The organism is Parendozoicomonas haliclonae, assembly GCF_900174585.1.
In the GTDB taxonomy this organism is placed as follows: domain Bacteria; phylum Pseudomonadota; class Gammaproteobacteria; order Pseudomonadales; family Endozoicomonadaceae; genus Sansalvadorimonas; species Sansalvadorimonas haliclonae.
Genome location: NZ_FWPT01000011.1, coordinates 89485 through 107488 on the forward strand (window position 1 = coordinate 89485; position 18004 = coordinate 107488).

At 50.7% G+C, this 18004-nt stretch carries 18 protein-coding genes and 1 riboswitch; of the genes, 4 read left to right on the top strand and 14 right to left on the bottom strand.

Annotation, left to right across the window (positions count from 1 at the left end; all coding sequences use genetic code 11):
• Positions 1-7: 7 nt before the first annotated feature.
• The 10 genes from EHSB41UT_RS20105 to EHSB41UT_RS20150 form a co-directional block, all read right to left on the bottom strand.
• Positions 8-628 (bottom strand): class I SAM-dependent methyltransferase, encoded by a 621-nt coding sequence (locus EHSB41UT_RS20105; protein ID WP_087112664.1) that lies wholly within the window; start codon positions 626-628, stop codon positions 8-10.
• An 89-nt stretch (positions 629-717) separates the two neighbouring features.
• Positions 718-1590 carry a protein kinase family protein gene (locus tag EHSB41UT_RS20110; RefSeq protein ID WP_087112665.1) on the bottom strand — a complete coding sequence of 291 codons (873 nt, stop codon included), beginning with the start codon at positions 1588-1590 and terminating at the stop codon, positions 718-720.
• Positions 1591-1712: 122 nt separating this feature from the next.
• On the bottom strand, positions 1713-2060 hold the full coding sequence (locus EHSB41UT_RS20115; RefSeq protein WP_087112666.1) for a TehB family protein: 348 nt from the start codon (positions 2058-2060) through the stop codon (positions 1713-1715).
• Between the two features lie 23 nt (positions 2061-2083).
• Positions 2084-2659, bottom strand: a complete 576-nt coding sequence (locus EHSB41UT_RS20120) for a class I SAM-dependent methyltransferase (RefSeq protein ID WP_087112667.1) — start codon at positions 2657-2659, stop codon at positions 2084-2086.
• Between the two features lie 144 nt (positions 2660-2803).
• On the bottom strand, positions 2804-3220 hold the full coding sequence (locus EHSB41UT_RS20125; RefSeq protein WP_087112668.1) for a copper resistance protein NlpE: 417 nt from the start codon (positions 3218-3220) through the stop codon (positions 2804-2806).
• Positions 3221-3280: 60 nt separating this feature from the next.
• On the bottom strand, positions 3281-3682 hold the full coding sequence (locus tag EHSB41UT_RS20130) for a hypothetical protein (RefSeq protein ID WP_087112669.1): 402 nt from the start codon (positions 3680-3682) through the stop codon (positions 3281-3283).
• A gap of 105 nt (positions 3683-3787) precedes the next feature.
• Positions 3788-4450: an XRE family transcriptional regulator gene (locus EHSB41UT_RS20135; protein ID WP_087112670.1), complete on the bottom strand. Its 663-nt coding sequence runs from the start codon at positions 4448-4450 to the stop codon at positions 3788-3790.
• Positions 4451-4509: 59 nt separating this feature from the next.
• A complete protein-coding gene (locus EHSB41UT_RS20140; RefSeq protein ID WP_087112671.1) occupies positions 4510-5625 on the bottom strand; it encodes a hypothetical protein in 1116 nt (371 codons plus the stop codon).
• A gap of 68 nt (positions 5626-5693) precedes the next feature.
• Entirely contained in the window at positions 5694-6455 is a 762-nt protein-coding gene (locus tag EHSB41UT_RS20145) for an SDR family NAD(P)-dependent oxidoreductase (RefSeq protein ID WP_087112672.1), read from the bottom strand.
• Between the two features lie 40 nt (positions 6456-6495).
• Entirely contained in the window at positions 6496-7746 is a 1251-nt protein-coding gene (locus EHSB41UT_RS20150) for a Bcr/CflA family multidrug efflux MFS transporter (protein ID WP_087112673.1), read from the bottom strand.
• A gap of 186 nt (positions 7747-7932) precedes the next feature.
• Here EHSB41UT_RS20150 and EHSB41UT_RS20155 point away from each other — a divergent pair, with 186 nt between their 5' ends.
• A complete protein-coding gene (locus tag EHSB41UT_RS20155; RefSeq protein WP_087112674.1) occupies positions 7933-9459 on the top strand; it encodes a flavin-containing monooxygenase in 1527 nt (508 codons plus the stop codon).
• Between the two features lie 3 nt (positions 9460-9462).
• Here EHSB41UT_RS20155 and EHSB41UT_RS20160 read toward each other — a convergent pair whose 3' ends face one another.
• Both EHSB41UT_RS20160 and EHSB41UT_RS20165 read right to left on the bottom strand, forming a co-directional pair.
• A complete protein-coding gene (locus EHSB41UT_RS20160; RefSeq protein ID WP_087112675.1) occupies positions 9463-10074 on the bottom strand; it encodes a glutathione S-transferase family protein in 612 nt (203 codons plus the stop codon).
• Between the two features lie 97 nt (positions 10075-10171).
• Entirely contained in the window at positions 10172-10933 is a 762-nt protein-coding gene (locus EHSB41UT_RS20165; protein ID WP_165767354.1) for a DeoR/GlpR family DNA-binding transcription regulator, read from the bottom strand.
• A 319-nt stretch (positions 10934-11252) separates the two neighbouring features.
• On the opposite strand from EHSB41UT_RS20165, the gene EHSB41UT_RS20175 reads away from it, so the two are divergent.
• Together EHSB41UT_RS20175 and EHSB41UT_RS20180 are read left to right on the top strand one after the other, a co-directional pair.
• Complete coding sequence (locus tag EHSB41UT_RS20175; RefSeq protein ID WP_133060594.1) at positions 11253-12758, top strand: hypothetical protein; 1506 nt, start codon at positions 11253-11255, stop codon at positions 12756-12758.
• Positions 12759-12954: 196 nt separating this feature from the next.
• Positions 12955-14520, top strand: coding sequence for a coiled-coil domain-containing protein (locus EHSB41UT_RS20180; protein ID WP_087112679.1), 1566 nt, complete (start codon positions 12955-12957; stop codon positions 14518-14520).
• Positions 14521-14558: 38 nt separating this feature from the next.
• Here the strand turns inward: EHSB41UT_RS20180 and EHSB41UT_RS20185 are convergent, their stop codons facing one another.
• Both EHSB41UT_RS20185 and pdsR read right to left on the bottom strand, forming a co-directional pair.
• A complete protein-coding gene (locus EHSB41UT_RS20185) occupies positions 14559-16643 on the bottom strand; it encodes an ATP-binding protein (RefSeq protein WP_087112680.1) in 2085 nt (694 codons plus the stop codon).
• Positions 16640-17341 (bottom strand): proteobacterial dedicated sortase system response regulator, encoded by a 702-nt coding sequence (pdsR, locus tag EHSB41UT_RS20190; RefSeq protein ID WP_087112771.1) that lies wholly within the window; start codon positions 17339-17341, stop codon positions 16640-16642. The genes EHSB41UT_RS20185 and pdsR overlap by 4 nt, the downstream gene beginning before the upstream one ends.
• Positions 17342-17512: 171 nt before the next feature.
• On the opposite strand from pdsR, the gene EHSB41UT_RS20195 reads away from it, so the two are divergent.
• Positions 17513-17776, top strand: coding sequence for a hypothetical protein (locus EHSB41UT_RS20195; protein ID WP_087112681.1), 264 nt, complete (start codon positions 17513-17515; stop codon positions 17774-17776).
• 22 nt (positions 17777-17798) lie between these two features.
• Positions 17799-17922, top strand: a riboswitch (yybP-ykoY riboswitch).
• Positions 17923-18004: the final 82 nt, after the last annotated feature.

Sequence of the window (18004 nt, forward strand, 5' to 3'; positions counted from 1 at the left end):
AAAGGGGTTATTGCCCCTTTGAAGCGGCCCCCAGATAGGTAAAGCCTGCGATCTTTGGCAGTCTCTGCACATATTCTTCTTCAAGGCGTTCTATATCGAAGCCTGCACCTTTGATCATCTGGATAATGTTTCTATCCAGATTGCAGCCACCAAACAGCCTTCTCCACACCGGGTTAATTTTTGTCTGCCAGTTACGAACCGATGTGTCCGGAGCAAGGCCATGCTCTACAAATAAAAACTGCCCTTCGGGCTTTAAGACCCGACGAATCTCAGACAGTGCTGACGACCAGTCACAAATTGTGCATAAGGTATAGGTAGAGAGAACTGTATCAACGCTGTTGTCTTGCAGCGGTATTTTCTCGGCGGGTTGACTCATCAGCTCGATCGCCATTACTGACCTTTTGATATTGCCCTGGGACTTTTTCAGCATCTCTTCGCAGGGCTCAAGGGCAATCACTGTATCGATATTATCAGGCTGATAGAAATCAAGATTGAGTCCAGTCCCAAAACCAATTTCAAGAACGCGGCCCTTGGCATGCTGCACCAGCTCACTGCGCTTTTTGTTGATCGATTTCCTGCTGCAGGCAAAGTTCAGTAATACCGGTAAAACGTATTTGTCATAGAGCATGGGCGAGTGTATCCGCTTTTATAATCGTTATAGGTAATCGGGATATGCAGAATAGTTCAGATTAGGCTCTGGCAGTCTGTTTCCCAATACTACCACCAGCAGCACTGCCCATCGGAAATAGCTCTGCCTAAAAACTCCAACAAAGTTTCATAAAGCCTGACGCGGTCATCGTCATTACTCATATCGCCACTGTTTTCATAGATGTGTCGCAGAGCCGAAGCAAGACTCGAGGCACACCAGGAGTCATCAGCCAGCTCCAGAATTTTACCGGCCTGCCGGAAGGCACTATTCACATCCGGGGTATAAAGATATGAGGAATGCCTTTGTGGATCGAACGGGCCCCCAGAGGTGAAATCAGCCAGTTTCAGCTCATCATCCTGGCCAATCAGAATATTGCCGTAATGCAGATCGCCATAAAGAATATGCACTGAACTTAACAGGCGCATGGCTGAAAACAATCCGATCAGATAACGCTTAACCTGACTTGTGGATAACTTTTCCTGACGCCCTGCCCTGATCTTAAGAGCCAGATCCTGCAGAGACATACGCGCCTTCTCCATAACAATGCCAGCGATCTGATCGTTGGAATCTTCCGCATAGTAAACCGCTTTGATTGAGATGATATTCGGGTGGGTATGTATCTTTTTCCATATCTCAACTTCATGGCACAGAAGTTCAGAGTAATGGTTTCTGTGGCTCCCCCGATGCGGGAGTTTTAAGGCGTAATCCGTGCCGCGATAACCAACAGCAAGCACCTGACCGTGGGCACCTCTTCCGATAATTCCTTTTCGGGTAAACCCTGAGATAGTTGGGGGAGCATCAGAGGACTTACCATTAATCCAGACCTCGCCGGATTGCGCTGGAACTCTGCTCTGGTGGCAAACACTGGCAAAAGCCTGATTCAGGGATAAACACAACAGCAGAGGGGCTGCCCAATTGAATGCTTTATCCCTGAATTTCATAACTCATCCCTGCTGCCCTTCTGAAACAGCCCCCTAAACAGAACTTGGAGTATCTGTTAACGGATTAGTTCATTCATACAGGGGAAAGCGCTCCAAAGATGTGGAGCGCCTATTTTTTGGGATTACTCTTCAGCCTTGCGGGTATTCATCATTCGGCTGGCTTTCTGCTCAGGGTCGGACCAGAAATTAATATTAAATTGAGCATCGTCACTCAACTCAATACGGTGCCAGTATTGCGGCGGGCTGGTCGCGAACTGGCCGGCATTAATCACCACTTTGGCTTCCGGCTCTTCGGCCTGCTCATTGGCAAAGCCGTAATAGGTGACCGTACCTTCCATTACACACAACTGACCAAATACGCCGGCAGCCGTGTTGTGATGAGTCAGCAGTGATGCCGGCACATTGTCTTTGGTAAAGAACGGGGTGGAACGTTGAATTGTCCAGTTTGCAGGAATACGAAGATGGCTCATCGCAGACTCCTTTTTACTTATGTTCAGGCAGCCTGAGGCTTTCTGAATTGCAGAATGTAATGATCCGGGCAGCCTTCCATATCCATACTTTCAATCACAAAGCCTGCCAGAGCAGCTTCTTCCATAGCCTGCTGAGGAGAAACCCGCGCATTACTGCCACGGAAGTCTACAAACACTACGCGTGTCTTATGACTCACCTGTTCAAACAGGTTCACCAGAAACGTATCCCGCTCCTTGATAAAACGGTACACATTCGCCAGAAACACCACGTCCAGCTTCTCAGGCAAACAAGGATTGTCAGGCAGGCTCAGCCCGGTTTTGATATTGCTGCGCTGCTCCTGCTCAAAGCGATTATCCATATAGCTCACCATATTTGGCTCAGCATCCAGGGCATAAACAAAGCCCTCCGGCACCAGATCGGAGAACTGGCTGGCAAAGTAGCCGGTACCGGCGCCCACATCGGCAATCCGCATATTGGGCTGCAGATCGAGCGTTTTGAGGATATGCGAGGTCCGTTGCCACTCTTCACGATTGGCTGAGTCGAAGATCTCGCTCAGACGCTCGGCTTCGGAAAAACTGATGGGCTTTGGCTGGGTCATTTCGGACTCTCTGCACTAACGATGAAAGCAGGAACAACATAAGATTCATTTCTCATGAATCTTTAAGATGCATCCTAAATACATCTTTTGGCGATGTCCATAAGTGTCTATGCCACAGTAAAAAGGAGCCTCGCGGCTCCTTTATTAGATTTTCTTCAACACATAATGATTCGCTAACGAACCTACAACTCTGTTACCCGCCTGATCCAGCCGGAAGAGCTGGCCTTCCCCGACCATATACTGTTCGCCATTGGACAGAACAATATCCCGGCCATTCACTTTCCACGTAAAGCGACCTTCATTGATATAGCGGGCATTTGGCTTACCCACATATTCCGTGATCTCAATATAGGTTCCATCTGGCTTAAGGGTGATTGTTGTTTGAATACCGCTGCAGTCTGCGCAGGGCAAGAGGCCACTGTACGTTCCATCCCAGCTTACGGATGCACGTGCGGTGTCGCCCAAACCGGGAGGCACGCTGAGTGAGTTAGTGTCCTGATTAAATGAGGAACATCCGGCAACAGATAGTACGGATACGAGCAATGCGGCGTACATTTTCATAACGATAAACCCTGCCTCAAACGAAATCGCTTCTCTGGGTAGGAGACAGGGTAATCGTAATCAATCTTTACTGCTCTTGTTTTCCTGCGGCTGATCCTGGGTTCCAGGCGCCTGCTCATTCGACTGCTGGCTTACAGATCTGAACAGAGGTGGAAGGACCAGAGATCCTGGTGGAGGTGTTGTTGGCGTAGTCGCAGGCGACATAACCAGACCGCTATCTTTGCCATCATTGGAGTGGTTGGAGATCTGACGCATCAGAATATCCAGCTTCGGGCGGGTATTTTCCGGCCCACTGGGAGAGTCTGTTTGAACACGGTTATCATCAGAAGCCGCAACGGCTGTTACCAGCTGCCCCATCGGAGTCTGTCCGCTCTGGGTCTTACCAGTATCGGCCGTACTGCCGGTTATCCCCTGTGAAACCGCTCCGGTGGATCGGGTGTCACCTTTTAATTGTTGCGCCATTGTTCTGCCCTCACTCAGACCATTGTTATCCTGAATAAGAGCAGACTCTAAACCGGGTTTATTGTTTTCTGATTGCCACTTCTACTGGCAGGTTTGTTATCCGCATCAAACGGTGCGGGCACACCAGACGATACGACCAACCACAGGATTCTGTTCCAGCTGATGCTGATGAATCACCCAGCTTGGGTAGGCAGAATTATCACTGGTGACCTGCAAGGCATTGTCTTTCAGAGGCTTTAGTCGCTTAGCCATCAGACCATCTTCGGTGTGGATAAGATACAGCCCTTCGCCGGAAACCAGCTTGCGAGAGATATCCACAAGAACCCGGTCGCCATGAAACAGTGTGGGCTCCATACTCTCGCCCTGAATACTGACGAATGCCAGATGCTCACCGGAAACACCCAACTGAGAGGAAAGAAAGCTGCGGGTAAAGGCAAAGTAATCACTGATATCTTCAGCCTGAACCTCAGCCCCCATCCCGGCACTAGCCTGCACATCAAACATGGGTGCATAAACCAGTTCTTTGTCCTGGGCGATACCCGCAGGCTGGCCGCTGCTGCTCTGCTCTCCGGTCAGCAGCCAGTTCAGATCAACCCGGTAGTTATCATAGAGCGATTCCAGATAAGCCATGGATGGCCGACTAATGCCCCGGCAGATTTTATAAATATGAGAGGCGGATTTACCCGTGAGTTCGGCAAACTGTTTACGGTTTCCCTGTGCTAGCTGATCTATAACAAGCTGAAAACGGCGGGCAAAAGCGTTGGACATCGACTTCTCTGGGTGACGGATTAAAAGCTGCGGTCATTATACCTGACCGCAGTCGTTATTTATTCCCTATCCCGAACCTTCCTGACTTGAGACCGATATAGCTGAGGTGCCAGCACGGAGCTGCAATCCCGCATATTTGGCTGATGCATAACACTCCAGGGCTGAAGACCTGAAGCCATAAACAGAATATTCAAGACCATGATCGATGTACGACTATTGCCCGCAGAAAAAGGATGGGCAATAAGAAGAGTTCGGGCCAGATAGTAAAGCCTCTGTTCTCTTTGCTCGGCACTTGGCCAGCTACTGAACTGGGTCTGATTAAATGCATCTAACAGCGGTAACATAACGCTATCCAGATCCCGGCTGTACAAACCATAGAGCCGGTAATGAACATTCAGCAGAAGATCTCCAACCTCAAGCGTACGCATGGATTGTGGTGAAAATTGCATCATACTGCCAACCATGTAATAGATCGCCGCGCTTAAATTGAAGAAGTCATAAGCCTGACCATCCATAAAGTGCTGGTCAAAAGCCATATCCTCATCCATGAGAAAAGGCTGGTATGCTTCTGAACCGCAGGCTTGAACATCCCTCTTCATTGCTCTGTAAACATCATTATCCGTCTGCTCTGCGGCTTCCATCTTTTTCAGCTGAGTAAGTTGGTTTTGGTAAGCGTTACAGTCCGGAGCCAGAAACATTTCTACATCAGTCAGTCCGTGAAAGTGTTCGGCTATAGTCTTTATCTCGGTAAAGTTCGCCTCATCGCCTTCACGGAAGGCTATGCCTAGAGATATCTCACTATCATTCTTTAAATCCCCCCGATAGTGACTCTGTTTTTTTCCAAGCATGGACATATTGATCTGCTTGATAAAATCCATATCAAACAGCGGCAGCTCAGAATCAGAGATCATCCTTTGAAAACGGCTGCGAACCAGCCTAAGGGTTTTAACACAGTTCTGCGCCCGCTCCAGATAGTGATCAGTATCGTTCCCCAAAAAACAAAGTCTGGTCAGATAATCAACTTGATCACGCGCTAATTCATTATCAAGAATTTGAAGCGCTCTGGCCGGGTCGCGAGAACTACTAACAGCCTGGTCAGCAATACTGTCATCAGCCTGCGTAACGCTGATCGACAGGGTAATTAAAAGAAGAAATAGGGAAAGGAACACTTTCATGGACACGCCCTCCTTGTGTTATCCACATCTATGGCGTGCCCTTTGACAATATCTTTGATTTCTAGTTCTTAACCACGCACCACCTGGAAATTGCTCCAGGCCTGTTGCTCGGCCATCACCTCAATAGTGTTGATATTGATATGGGGCGGCTGAGTCGCAATCCAGTAAATAATGTCAGCGATATCTTCAGCCTTCATGGCCTTCACACCTTCATAGACCTTGTCGGCAGCCTGCTGATCACCGCCAAAACGCACCAGACTGAACTCTGTTTCGCACATGCCCGGTTCAAGGCTGGTCACACGAACACCTTTACCGGCCAGATCACAACGCAGGTTTTTTGAGAACTGGGATACAAAGGCTTTGCTGGCACCATAAACATGGCTGCCCGGATAAGGCCAGTTAGCGGCAACAGAAGACAGGTTCACGATAGTCGCCGGCGCGCTCTGCATGAGTTTTGGCAGAATGGCATGGGTGACATTCACCAGACCGGTGACGTTAGTATCAATCATGGTCTGCCAGTCTTCATGCTTGGCTTCATAGGCTGGCTCACGCCCCAGTGCCAAACCCGCATTGTTCACCAGCAGATTGATATGACGGGTAAAGCTGCCCACCTTTTCCGCCATCTCTTTTACAGCTTCGTTATCCCGAACATCCAATACACAGACAAAGACCCGAACCTGACCTTCCAGTTCCTTGGCAAGCTTCTGCAGACGCTCTTCACGGCGGCCGGTAATAATCAGATCCCAGCCTTCACTGGCAAGCTTTCTGGCACTGGCCAGACCAAATCCGGATGTCGCACCGGTAATCAGCGCACATTTATCCTTGCTCATAATCCGCTCCTGTTAAGGTATGTCTGAAAATTAGTCGTAGCTATGAAGCTTTGCGCAGAGGCTCCTCATCGGATACCAGCTCCGCACCGTAACCTGCATCACTGCCACGGGTCAGCACACGCAGCGCAATAATCCCGGCAATGGCACAGCCAAGCATAGTGACAGCCATCGGCATCAAACGAAGATCCGGGAAAAAGTTCTCATGTATCAGTGCCCAGACCACACCGGCAACAGCACCCAGGGTAAATTCCGTCACACCCAGCACGGCATTGGCACTGCCGCTGACATCTGGAAAATAGTTCAGGCAGCAGGAAACACTGTTCGCGCCAATCAACCCCAACGAGGCAATAAAGCCCATACTGCAGGCCAGCACCATAAACATACCGGCATCAAACCAGGCCGCTACGATCATGGCGATACCAAAGACCAACTGAATCATCTGTCCGGTTTTCAGCAGCGTCTTAGAATCAAAACGATCCAGTAAACGGATATTGATTCGGTTCACTACCATCAATAGCAGAACATTGGCCCCAAACAGGAACGGGAAGGTGGAGTTATCCACTCCAAAGTGTTCCATAAAAATAAACGGCGCTGAGGTAATAAAGGTAAATAGCCCGCCAAAGGTGAAGGAGATCGCCATCACATAACCCATGGCGTGGCGATGACTGATTACCCGCTTGTAGATTTTCAGAGCACTTTCATTGGATGTGCTTTCACTCTTCTTACGGCTCTCCGGGACCTTGACCAAAAAGATCACCAGCACAAACAGAGCATAGCCCGCGAGAATAAAGAAGATGGTACGCCAGCCAAACATCTCAACGGTTAACGCACCAAGCATCGGTGCCAGCAGTGGAGCCAGCATCATTACCAGAGAGATCGTCGAGAGCACCCGAGCTACGTCTGATCCGGAGAACAGATCCCGCACCATGGCTGATGAGTTCACAATAGCGATGCCGCCACCAAAGGCCTGAATCGCACGCAGAATCAGAAGGTTGTCCAGTGTCTCAACCGCCGTGAGCGCAAGACTGGTCAGGATAAAAATACTCAGCCCAAGTCCAATAACCGGTTTGCGTCCAAACTTGTCCGACAGTGGTCCACCAAATAGTTGTCCGATGGCAAAACCAAACAGAAAGGTACTGATCGAAAGTTCAACTTCATGAATCGGTGTCTGCAGATCCTGAGCCATTATCTGAATGGCTGGCAGATACATATCGATAGCCATAGGTGCGACCGCTACCAGCATGGCCAGCATTAAGGTAAGCAGCGGGAAAGCCAGTTGTTTATTGTTCACTGTTATTCTACTTCTTCTGTGATGGTGGCTATTCTGCCTGTCGGCAAGGCTGTTGAGCAAACCCTAATCGGTTCACATCACAATGACCCAACGCCTTCAATCCTGTGGCAAACCTGCTACAGTGCCGGATAATTTCAGGCAGTATGCTTGGCATGACAATAATAATCACAACTCCAGAGGCTGTTCATGACGGCACAGGCTGCGCACAAGAAAATCATCATTATTGGCAGTGGGTTTTCCGGGCTGGGCATGGCTATCCGTCTGCAGCAGAAAGGTATTCATGAATTTCTGATTCTTGAACGGGCCAGCGAAGTCGGCGGCACCTGGCGGGATAACACCTACCCCGGCTGTGCCTGTGATGTGATGTCACACCTTTACTCTTTCTCTTTTGAGCCGAATCCGGACTGGAGCCGCAAATATTCCAGCTGGAAAGAGATTGGAGCCTACCTGAAACGCTGCGCAAAGAAGTACAACCTCTACGACAAGATCCGTTTTGGTCAGACGGTTCGCAAAGGTCGCTTTATCGAAGGCCGCAGTATCTGGGAAATCACCAGCGACACCGGTGAAGTGTTTACCGCCGACTTTGTGGTTGCCGCACCGGGTCCACTCAGTAACCCGGCCATTCCAGATATTCCCGGTAAAGACTCTTTCCAGGGGCAGATGTTTCACTCTGCCAACTGGAACCATGACTATGATCTGACCGATAAGCGTGTCGCTGTCATCGGCACCGGTGCCAGTGCTATCCAGTTTGTACCGGAGATCGCTAAAAAGGTGCAGAGCCTGAAGCTGTTCCAGCGCACACCACCCTGGATTCTGCCCAAGCCGGATCGTAAGTTTTTAGGGATTGAGAAGTTCCTATTCCGCTGGCTACCGGGCTATCGCAGCCTCACCCGATCCATTATTTACTGGATTAACGAATGGGTTCTTAGCGGCTTGCTCAAGCCGGATTCGGTAAAAGGCAAAATGTATGCGTCCATTGCCAAATACCACATTAAAAAGGTGATTAAAGACCCTGAGCTGCAGAAGAAAGTCACGCCCGATTACAGCATCGGCTGCAAACGAATTCTTCTGGCCAACAGCTATTACCCGGCTCTGAATCGTAAGCATGTGGATGTGATTACCGATGGTGTTGAGCGTATTGGTGAAGACCATATCGTGACTCGCAGCGGTGAAACGTTACCTGTCGATGCCATCATCTGGGGAACCGGCTTTAATGTGACCGAACCTCTGGAAGGCACATCCATTATTGGTATGAACGGAGTAGACCTGAACGGCTACTGGCAAAAGAACCAGTTTGAAAATTACTACGGCACTATGGTTTCCGGCTTCCCGAACTGCTTTATGCTGGCCGGCCCCAACACCGGTATCGGACATACGTCACTGGTATTTATGATCGAATCCCAGATCAATCTTATTTTGCAGTGTATTGAGAGCATGGAAGATCGGGACGGCAAGGCACTGAATGTAAGAGCAGATGCCCAGAAGCAGCATTACGATGCACTACAAGAAAAGTCCCGCGGTACCGCCTGGACCTCAGGCTGCAACAGCTGGTATCTGGGAGAGAATGGCCAGAACCTGGCGATCTGGCCGGATTACACGTTCAAGTACTGGTGGCAGACCCGCAAGATGAACAAGGACGATTTTCAGATCGTCTCCACCCTGTCATCTCGCGGAACCAAACGGCCAAAGAAGGCCAAGGGCGTTACGCCCTAAAGCTTAAGCCTTAACGCTTTCCCGGGTATTCACCAGCTCATACCAACGCTGGAGATTCGGATGTTCGTCGCCCATCCGGATCTTAATCACCCGGGCAAAGTCCACCGCGCACAGCAGAATAATATCGGCGATGCTGAAGTTCTCACCGGCAACGTAGGTGTTGTCAGCCAGCTGGTTTTCCACCACAGATAAAAACTTTACGGCATTCTTGCCAGCTTCCACGCCCCACTCGGGAACCGGTGTCATACGATCTTTGAAGTAACCTGTCGTATGCTGGAAGCACATACCAACCTGCAGCATAAAATAGATATCACACAGACGTTGCCACATTTCGACCTGCGCCTTTTCCTGCGGTGTTGAACCCATCAGCGGGTTTTCCGGATACAGCTCTTCAAAGTAACGGCAGATGGCGGTGGTCTCGGTGATGACAGTGCCATCATCCAGTTCCAGATAAGGCACCTTACCCAGCGGGTTCTTTGCCAGAACCTCCGGTTTCAGGTTATCACCAGCCTTGATATCCACCTGTACATATTCCACATCCTTCACGCCTTTTTCAGCGAGAAAGATACGAACACGACGGGGGTTGGGAGCGGTTTGGGTTTCGTAGATTTTCATTATTATCACCCTTGCTGGTGCTGGACACAGCGAACAAGCATATCAGCAGAATAAAAGAAGGGGCAGTGTTCCTGCCCCCTCGTTAGTGCTTTGTGAATCAGCTTGCGCAGTAGAATTCCACGCCGGCTTCTTTCAGCATCTCACGGCTCTTCTGGCTCAGACGCTCGTCAGTCACGATCAGATCCAGCTCCTTCAGATCACAGATCTTGTGGAAGGAGTAGCAGCCGTACTTCTCACTGTCGGCAACCAGAATTGAGGTGTCAGCACGCTCGATCATCTTGGCTTTCATGGCCGCACGCTCTTCGGTAGGCGTAGTCAGGCCACGACGAACATCCCAGGAGGTACAACCGATAAAGGCCATATCCACATGGATAGTGTTCAGGAAGTCCACAACCTTGCTGCCGAGGCAGGACTGGGTCACTTCATCGACCTTGCCACCCGGAACATACACTTCGATGTTCTTGTAACGGCACAGATACTGGGCCTGAGCCAGATCGGTGGTCACCACGCGGATGCTCTTGTCAGCCAGAGCATGAGCAATTTCCATACAGGTCGTGCCAGCATCCAGCAGGATAGTGTGGCCATCGTGAACCATGGAAGCCGCATAGTGAGCAATCGCCAGTTTCTCTTCCGGGCTCTGGTTCTTGCGCACTTCAGTATGAGGCTGGCTGCTGATGAACTGTCCGATTGTTGCTCCGCCGTGAGTACGGCGAACCAGCCCCTGCTCTTCCAGCTTGTTCAGATCCCGTCGGATAGTCATGCTGGAAACGCCCAGGTTCTCAGCAAGACTCTCTACGTTGGCATACTCATTCTGACGCAGGTAACTGAGAATGCGCTCACGGCGCTCAATCGCTAACAAGGGGCTCTCCTCCACTCATACGGTCTATCCCCGTTTCCAATGTGTATTCCGGCCGGGGTAACAAAATCAAACAACCAATTTTATAGGTATTACCCGTTTCCATCCTCTTCGGAAAATCCATATACCCGTACCGACTTTGGTCGCACGATCAGAACTAACGTCTGACCAGATAGTCAGTATTAGTAACCATCACTGCGCACAGGAATGCGCGGGGGTTCCTGCTTTCAGATTCTGGCCAGTATGAAGCCAGAACGGTAGGAACCCGGCTGCCAATAAGCCGGATGGTAAGACTTTAGTCGGATAAAACACGGAGGTTGTTATGAACACATTGATAAATGCCACGGCCCAGAGATTCCCGGCTCTGGCCTCAACAGCAGCAAAGGCCATCCAGCCTGTTTCCGGAGCGCTGGCCAATCGCATTGTGGCCGCAGTTCCTGCCAGTACCTCAACAGCTCTGCAGGTGGCCGGTTCCACCAGCAGGTTTTCAGCGCTGTTCGCCCAGTGCATGGCTAAGATTGGACAGGGCTGTGAGCTTGCCGTTAGGAACGTGACGCTGGCCCAGAATTTTGTCGGTACCAAGCTCCTGCAGAACTTCAGCAATCCGTACTGCACGGCCATTGGTGAATACCTGACCAGCGTAGGCTCAACATCGACTGCACTGATGGTTCGTCCGGAAGGCGCTCTGCTGACAGCCGTTGAAGCACTCAAAATTGCTTCCACAGCTCTGGGAGTTTCCCTGCCGATTATTACCCCGGCTATCTCCACACTTTGGAACTACCTCTCTTACAGACGCGGTGTTTCCAGCGAGGCCGCAGCCAATGAGCTGGCCAAGCGTGCTATTAACGAAACGGCTGCGGATGATGTTGATTCCCGCGTGCAGATGATGAACGACCGTATCGAAGAGCTTCAGGGCAAAAAAGCCCAGTACAAGAAGCTTTCCGAACGCAGCCTGTTCTCCCTGTCTGGCACCGTGAAGTTCCTGGTCTGCAATATTTCACCCATGATGTTGCTGCCTCAAATTGGCGTGCCGGCTGCTGCCGTTGTCATTCTTGGCAGTGCTGTCGCACACCTGATCAGTCACCATGCTGAAGCCCATATGAACCGCAAGGCGGCTGAGAAAATGGATGATCTGATCGACGATATGAAGCAGGCTCTGGCCCGTGATGAGATGTACCAGAAGCAGCTCGCCGAAGCGGAAGATAATGTACGGGCCCAATTGGAAATCACCCAAAGGGAAGCTCAGGAAACCATTGACGACCTGAAGGACAATAACGAACTTCAGCGTCAGGCTTATGCAGAGATGCTCGACTCTTATGAAGAGAGCGTGAAGGAGAAAAACGAGAATATCTCTGAACTTGAGCAGCAAAGAGGGTATCTGATGGCAGACATGGATAATCTGTTCACAGAAAACACCAGGCTATCCAACGACAAGAACCATCTGATCACCCACAGTGAAGAGTTGGAAGCACGCAACAAGGCCCAGGCTGATGAAATTATCAGGCTGACCAGTGCGCTGAATGAAGCCCGGATGCATATTGAGAAGCCGGTAATAGCGCCTGCTCCCACTTTTGCTCGCAGCTCAAGCATCCCGGCCGGCTTCAAGCCTGCCGCAGTGCTACCCCTCCAGACAGAGTCTCTCCAGACTGAGACACTCCCTCCGGAGCTTCAGCTGGATGATGACGAAGATGAAGAACAAGACGATCTGGCTTCATTGCCAACGCTGGAGCCCTCTCTTCAGCAGGCTCAGACAGCCAGTGACTGGTGCTGGTACAAGCCCTGGACATGGGGAGGCTCCAGCACCCCATCTCCAATCATAACTGTCTGACTTTAAAAGAATTACCTCCGATATTATGCCGGCTCTGCCGGCTTTTTTTTGTTCCCTGAAAATCCCCGCCTAACACTTTGGTCGAACTTTTCCCCAACAACCCGGTCAATTATTGAGCTACTCGCCCCCGGAATGGATCTGTGGGGCAGCATGGTGCTGACAAAGAATTCTGTAATAAGACAAGGAGGTCTTAGACATGTCTAACAACCAAGTAGAAGGTGCTGCGCAAATCTTCGGTTATGCGGTACCTGAAAAAGTAATCGCAATGACCAACACAGTCAGCACCTATTGTGGTGCCGGCGTTAAACTGGTCACTGAAGCTCAGAGCTACGTCCGTGATGCCATCACTGCTCGTGCCCCAGAGCTCCTGAAGATGTCCGATACAACGTCTGTCATCCTGCCTCACCTGGGCCGGACCAGTGTTGCCTCCCTTTCCATTGTTGCAGCTCCTGCTGTTACCCCCTTCCTGCTGAACGTTGCTCGCACATTCAAAAGACGTGCAGTTGCCGTATTCCAGAACAGAACCAACCGTCAGATTCTGGCCAAGGTTGAGAAAGCAGGAGATAGAGACCAGAAGATCAAGCTTCTGAATGATCGCGCTGCCGTACTTAACAAGAAGGCGACTGCTCAGGAAACATACGGTTGTGGCAGCAAACTGGCCAGCGTATTCAACTACCTGGCAGTTCCTGTTTCCACTATTGCTGTTCTGCCGCAAATCTCTGCGATGACAGCCTCCATGCCTCTGGTATGTGGCTTTATCCCGGCTGCCGCTCCGGCATTCGCAATCGTAACTGTTGCTTCCCTTGGCTTCGTTTGGGGCTGTGGCAAGTACAACAGCTGGAGAAACAGCGCCAACGCTCAGGCAACTCGTGAGCAGGCTGAAGATTTCTCTCGCCGCGCCGAAGTTTTGCAGCTGGAAAAAAATCTGTTAGCCGAATCGGCTGCCAGAGCTCAAGCCACAACTCAAGTCACTGATCTGACTAGAGATAAGGACACGCTTACAGGACAAAAGACGGCTTTGGAAAATGAAGCCAATGGTCTGAGAACTGACAAGACTAACCTGACTGAGGCCAACACTGGCCTGCGGAACGAAAATCAGCAGTTGAGCCAGCAGAAAACCACTCTGACTCAGGAAGTTGATGGTCTGAAAAAAGAAAAGACAACCCTGACCAGCGCCAGAGATGAACTGCAGGGTGCTAATCAACAGCTGAGCCAGCAGAAAGCTGTAGCCCTTCAGGAGAAAACCGCAGCCATTAAGGAAAAAGATCGTCTGACTCGCGATAATGGGACTCTCAACGCAGAGTTGAATCTGATGCGGGAAACCAATCAGACTCTGAATGGTGAGAAGCTGCAGGCTGAAGAGCAGCGCGATGCCAATGCTGAAGCTAGAGATACTTTCCAGACTCAGCTGACCGCGGCTCGTAAGCTCAACACCGAGAAGGACGAGCAGATCGCACAGTTTCAGGAACAGTTGGCCGACCTGACTGAGCAGCTGAAAAAGATGAAGGAAGCGAAAGAGACTGCCGAACAGATTTCGGCCCTCGTTGCTAAGGGTTCAGACACCGTTAAGGATGAGGTCGTTGCCCTTAAGCTTCAGGTCAAGCTTTACGAAGAAAAGCTCCAGTCAAAGTCTGGTGATGACTCAGGCATCAATACGCCTGCTCGTCAGAACTCTCAGGAAGAGCCTCATGAAGAACTTCCTGTAGAGCCTCGCAATGAAGAAGGAAACGAGGAAGGCGAAGAGGATAAAAAAGAAGATTAATCCCTGATGTGATTTAAGAGCCGGCTTGCCGGCTCTTTTTATTGCGCAGGAAAGTTGAGCGAGAAAATAACACCGTTGTTAGCAGTTCTGTTCTCTCCCACGATGGAACCACCATGCTTCTCCATCACCAGGCGGGCAATATAAAGCCCAAGCCCCAGATGAGGTTTTTCATCCCGGGTTTTGCGCACAGAAACCATAGATTCAAACAGCCGCCCCTGCATTGCTTCAGGTAGAAGATCGCCGTCGTTTGCAACCGTCAAACAATAACCACGGCCGTTAGCTTGCAGCCCAAGGGTAACCTCACCCTGCTCGCTGCAAAAGTCCACAGCATTGGCGACCAACTTATCCATGGCCTGAACCACCAGCTCAGGAATAATTCGCACAGGACAGGAAGCCTGGGGAGAGGAAAGCTGAAAGCGGGCATCCGGATAAATCGCACTGTATGCCTGAAACAGATCAGACAGCATGGCGGCAAGATCAACCGTTTCAAACTCCTGCAGGTCGGCATCGCTGGCGATCATATTTTCCAAACGCGTGGCCTCACTGATGCTGTTCAGAATCAGGCCCAACCGATCTGCACCATCCAGTGCACGGCTGGCATACATTTGCCCTTTGTCGTTCAGACTTTCGTGGGAGAGATTATCCAGAGAAGAGCGCACTACCGCGAGAGGCGTGCGCAACTCATGGGAGAGCTTGCTGCCCAAGGTGCGCAGATATTCCGTATGTTCCTGCTGCCGACGAATCATGGCAGCAATGCTGCGGGAGAGTTCCCCCAGCTCATCTCTGGATGTACTGACCGGAAACTCCAGAGTAGAACGCCCTTCCCGGCCATCCTGAAAGAATCGCTCTGTCGCCTGATTCAGCTTTCTGATGCGTAGAGAAAGCCAGGAGGCATAACCAAGCAGACCACCGGCCACCAGCACAATCACCAGCAGACTTAGGGAAAACAGCCGGTTAAAGGAGCGGCTGGCCAGCGCCATAATGGCATCACTACCCTGCTCGGCAATCAGGGCTCCAACAATCTGCGGATCCTGATCCTCACCCTGTTTGATCAAAGGCCAGGCTGCCAGCAACATATAATTATCATTCTGTCGCCGCCAGACGGCAGAAGGCTCCCCCGCCAAAACACTTTTCAAAGGACTGTTCTGCCAGCTTCCGGTTCGCCATCCGGCCTGATATTCAGGAATATTGTTCCAGCTAAGAATTTTTCGGTAGACCCAACTGATCAACCAGAACGGTTCTTCCTGATGATGATCTTCTGTATGACCTACACGGGTTTTGGCAATCTGCCAGCCGGCGTTATCGATAACGCCTAAACGCAGATCATCTTCCAGAAAAGGTTCCAGAGCCTGCGTCAAAGGTTCATCCGGCAGCACCAGAACACCCGGAAGCGTATTAACTGTCGGCTGGCTGGCAAAGGAGCTGATCACACCTTTACCGGTGCCATCCAGAATACGGAAACCAAAGTGCCGGAAACCATCATCGGAGACTGGAAGCAGGCTGATGGGAATCGCCAGTTCAAGTTGGTAACCATCGGGGATATCCCGCCAGTAACCCCGAATCCGGTTTTCACGGAAGGTCGGCTGGCTGCTGATATTCGTTATCAATCTGGGAACCACCGGGCCGGGAGCTTCGGTGGTAATGGAATACCTCTGCACCGCTTTATCTGGCACTGCGCTTCCGGTCAGCAGTTCTATTCTGTCACTGCTAAATTGATGGCTGCCCTGGGGCGCAAAATACACGACATTACCTGTGTGCACCTGAAAAGCCAGATACAGTGTTGAGCTATGAATAGCAGTAAAGACACGGGCCGAAAAATCAGGATGGCCGGCATCAGCATAAGGGCGGCTGGTCAGATCCCGGGCTTTCCAGTCTTCAAAATAACCATCGATCAATAGCGGCGAAGAGACTGGCTGCACATAAACAGAACCATTGCCGTTTATTGATTCAGGCAAAAGCCCCTGCAGGGCAAGACTGGCAGCCATCGAACGCAGAGAAGCATTCAACACCTGAACCTGTTGCTCCCGGTAGGTCAGCTCCATCTCCTGAACCCAGCGCACACCAGCCAGAGGCAGTGCCAGCAATAAAAGACTAACAACCAGTAACTGCCGCCCCAGTTTCATCCTGTTCGACTGCTCCAGCGATATCCCATGCCGTAGGCGGTTTCTATCTCATTAAAACCATCATCAAGCGACTGAAACTTGCGACGAATCCGTTTGATATGGGAGGTAATGGTGTTGTTATCGAGTACTGTCCGGGCGGCATCCATCAGCTGCTGGCGGTTACGAACCTGACCGGGGTAATGGGCTAAACAATGCACAATCCAGAACTCCGTTACCGTAAGATCGAGCGGCTGACCTTTCCAGGTCACCAGCATTCGATCCACGTTAATAGCCAGATCACCCCGTTCCAGAGTTTCATCTGCTTCCGCCTGCGGCTGGCTGATACGCTCCATCCTGCGCAGTAAGGCATGAACCCGAGCCATCATATGGGCGATGCTGATATCTTTGGTCAGATAATCATCAGCCCCCAACCGCAGGCCGGATATCACATCCAGCTCATCACCCCGGGCGGTTAAAAACACGATCGGTAATTGCGGTGCCATGGAGCGAAGCTCTCGACACAAATCAAAGCCGCCTTCCATCTCATCGCCAAGGCCCACATCAATAACAGCCAGATCAGGGAGTGCCAGCCGAAAGCCGGCCATGGCGGATTCACGATCGGAATAACAGCGTACAGAAAAACCATAACGCTCAAAGGCATCACGGTAATTCGCGGCAATTGCCGGTTCATCTTCCACAATCGCTATCGTGCGGGCCATATCCATAGGTACCAGGCATTTTTATCCGGCTCAGATTATCACAATCAAACGTCAACAGACCCTAAGCGTACGTTCGTACTTTGATTATTCAGGCTCAGAATCAAAAAAGGTTCTATGCCGCTGCTAGACTCTCATACCATTCGCAAGGCTTATTCAGCACCATAATCCCAAATGATTACTATTGATTGGTCTCAGGCTGGCCCTCAGGAGATTGTGGGTTTTATTGCTTCTTTTCTCGTGTTTCTTACCTTCTTTGAAACCGATATGAAGCGATTGCGAATCGTCGCCATAGTCAGCAATATCATGTTTATCTTTTACGCATCGTTGCGAGACCTGCCCCCCGTTCTCTGCCTCCATATTCTGCTTTTACCGCTTAATGCCATTCGCCTGCGACAAATCTATACCCAGGAAAACAATTCAAAAGATAGCGGCTGATTTCCTGCCGGCATCCTGTTAACCTGCACCGGCTCCAGGGGAGTAGCCTCCTTACCTTTGCCATTTCTGGCCCGGTAAGAGCAGTTATCAACATACTTGAGCCTCAATGCTCATGGTGACTGCGACCTTCGTCTTTCAGAGGGTTTGGCAAGACCTGTAGTGCAACTCTCTCACCCGAGGCGGGCAGAGTGTTGTGCTACTTTGGTTTGTTGAACCTGTCCCGCCTCC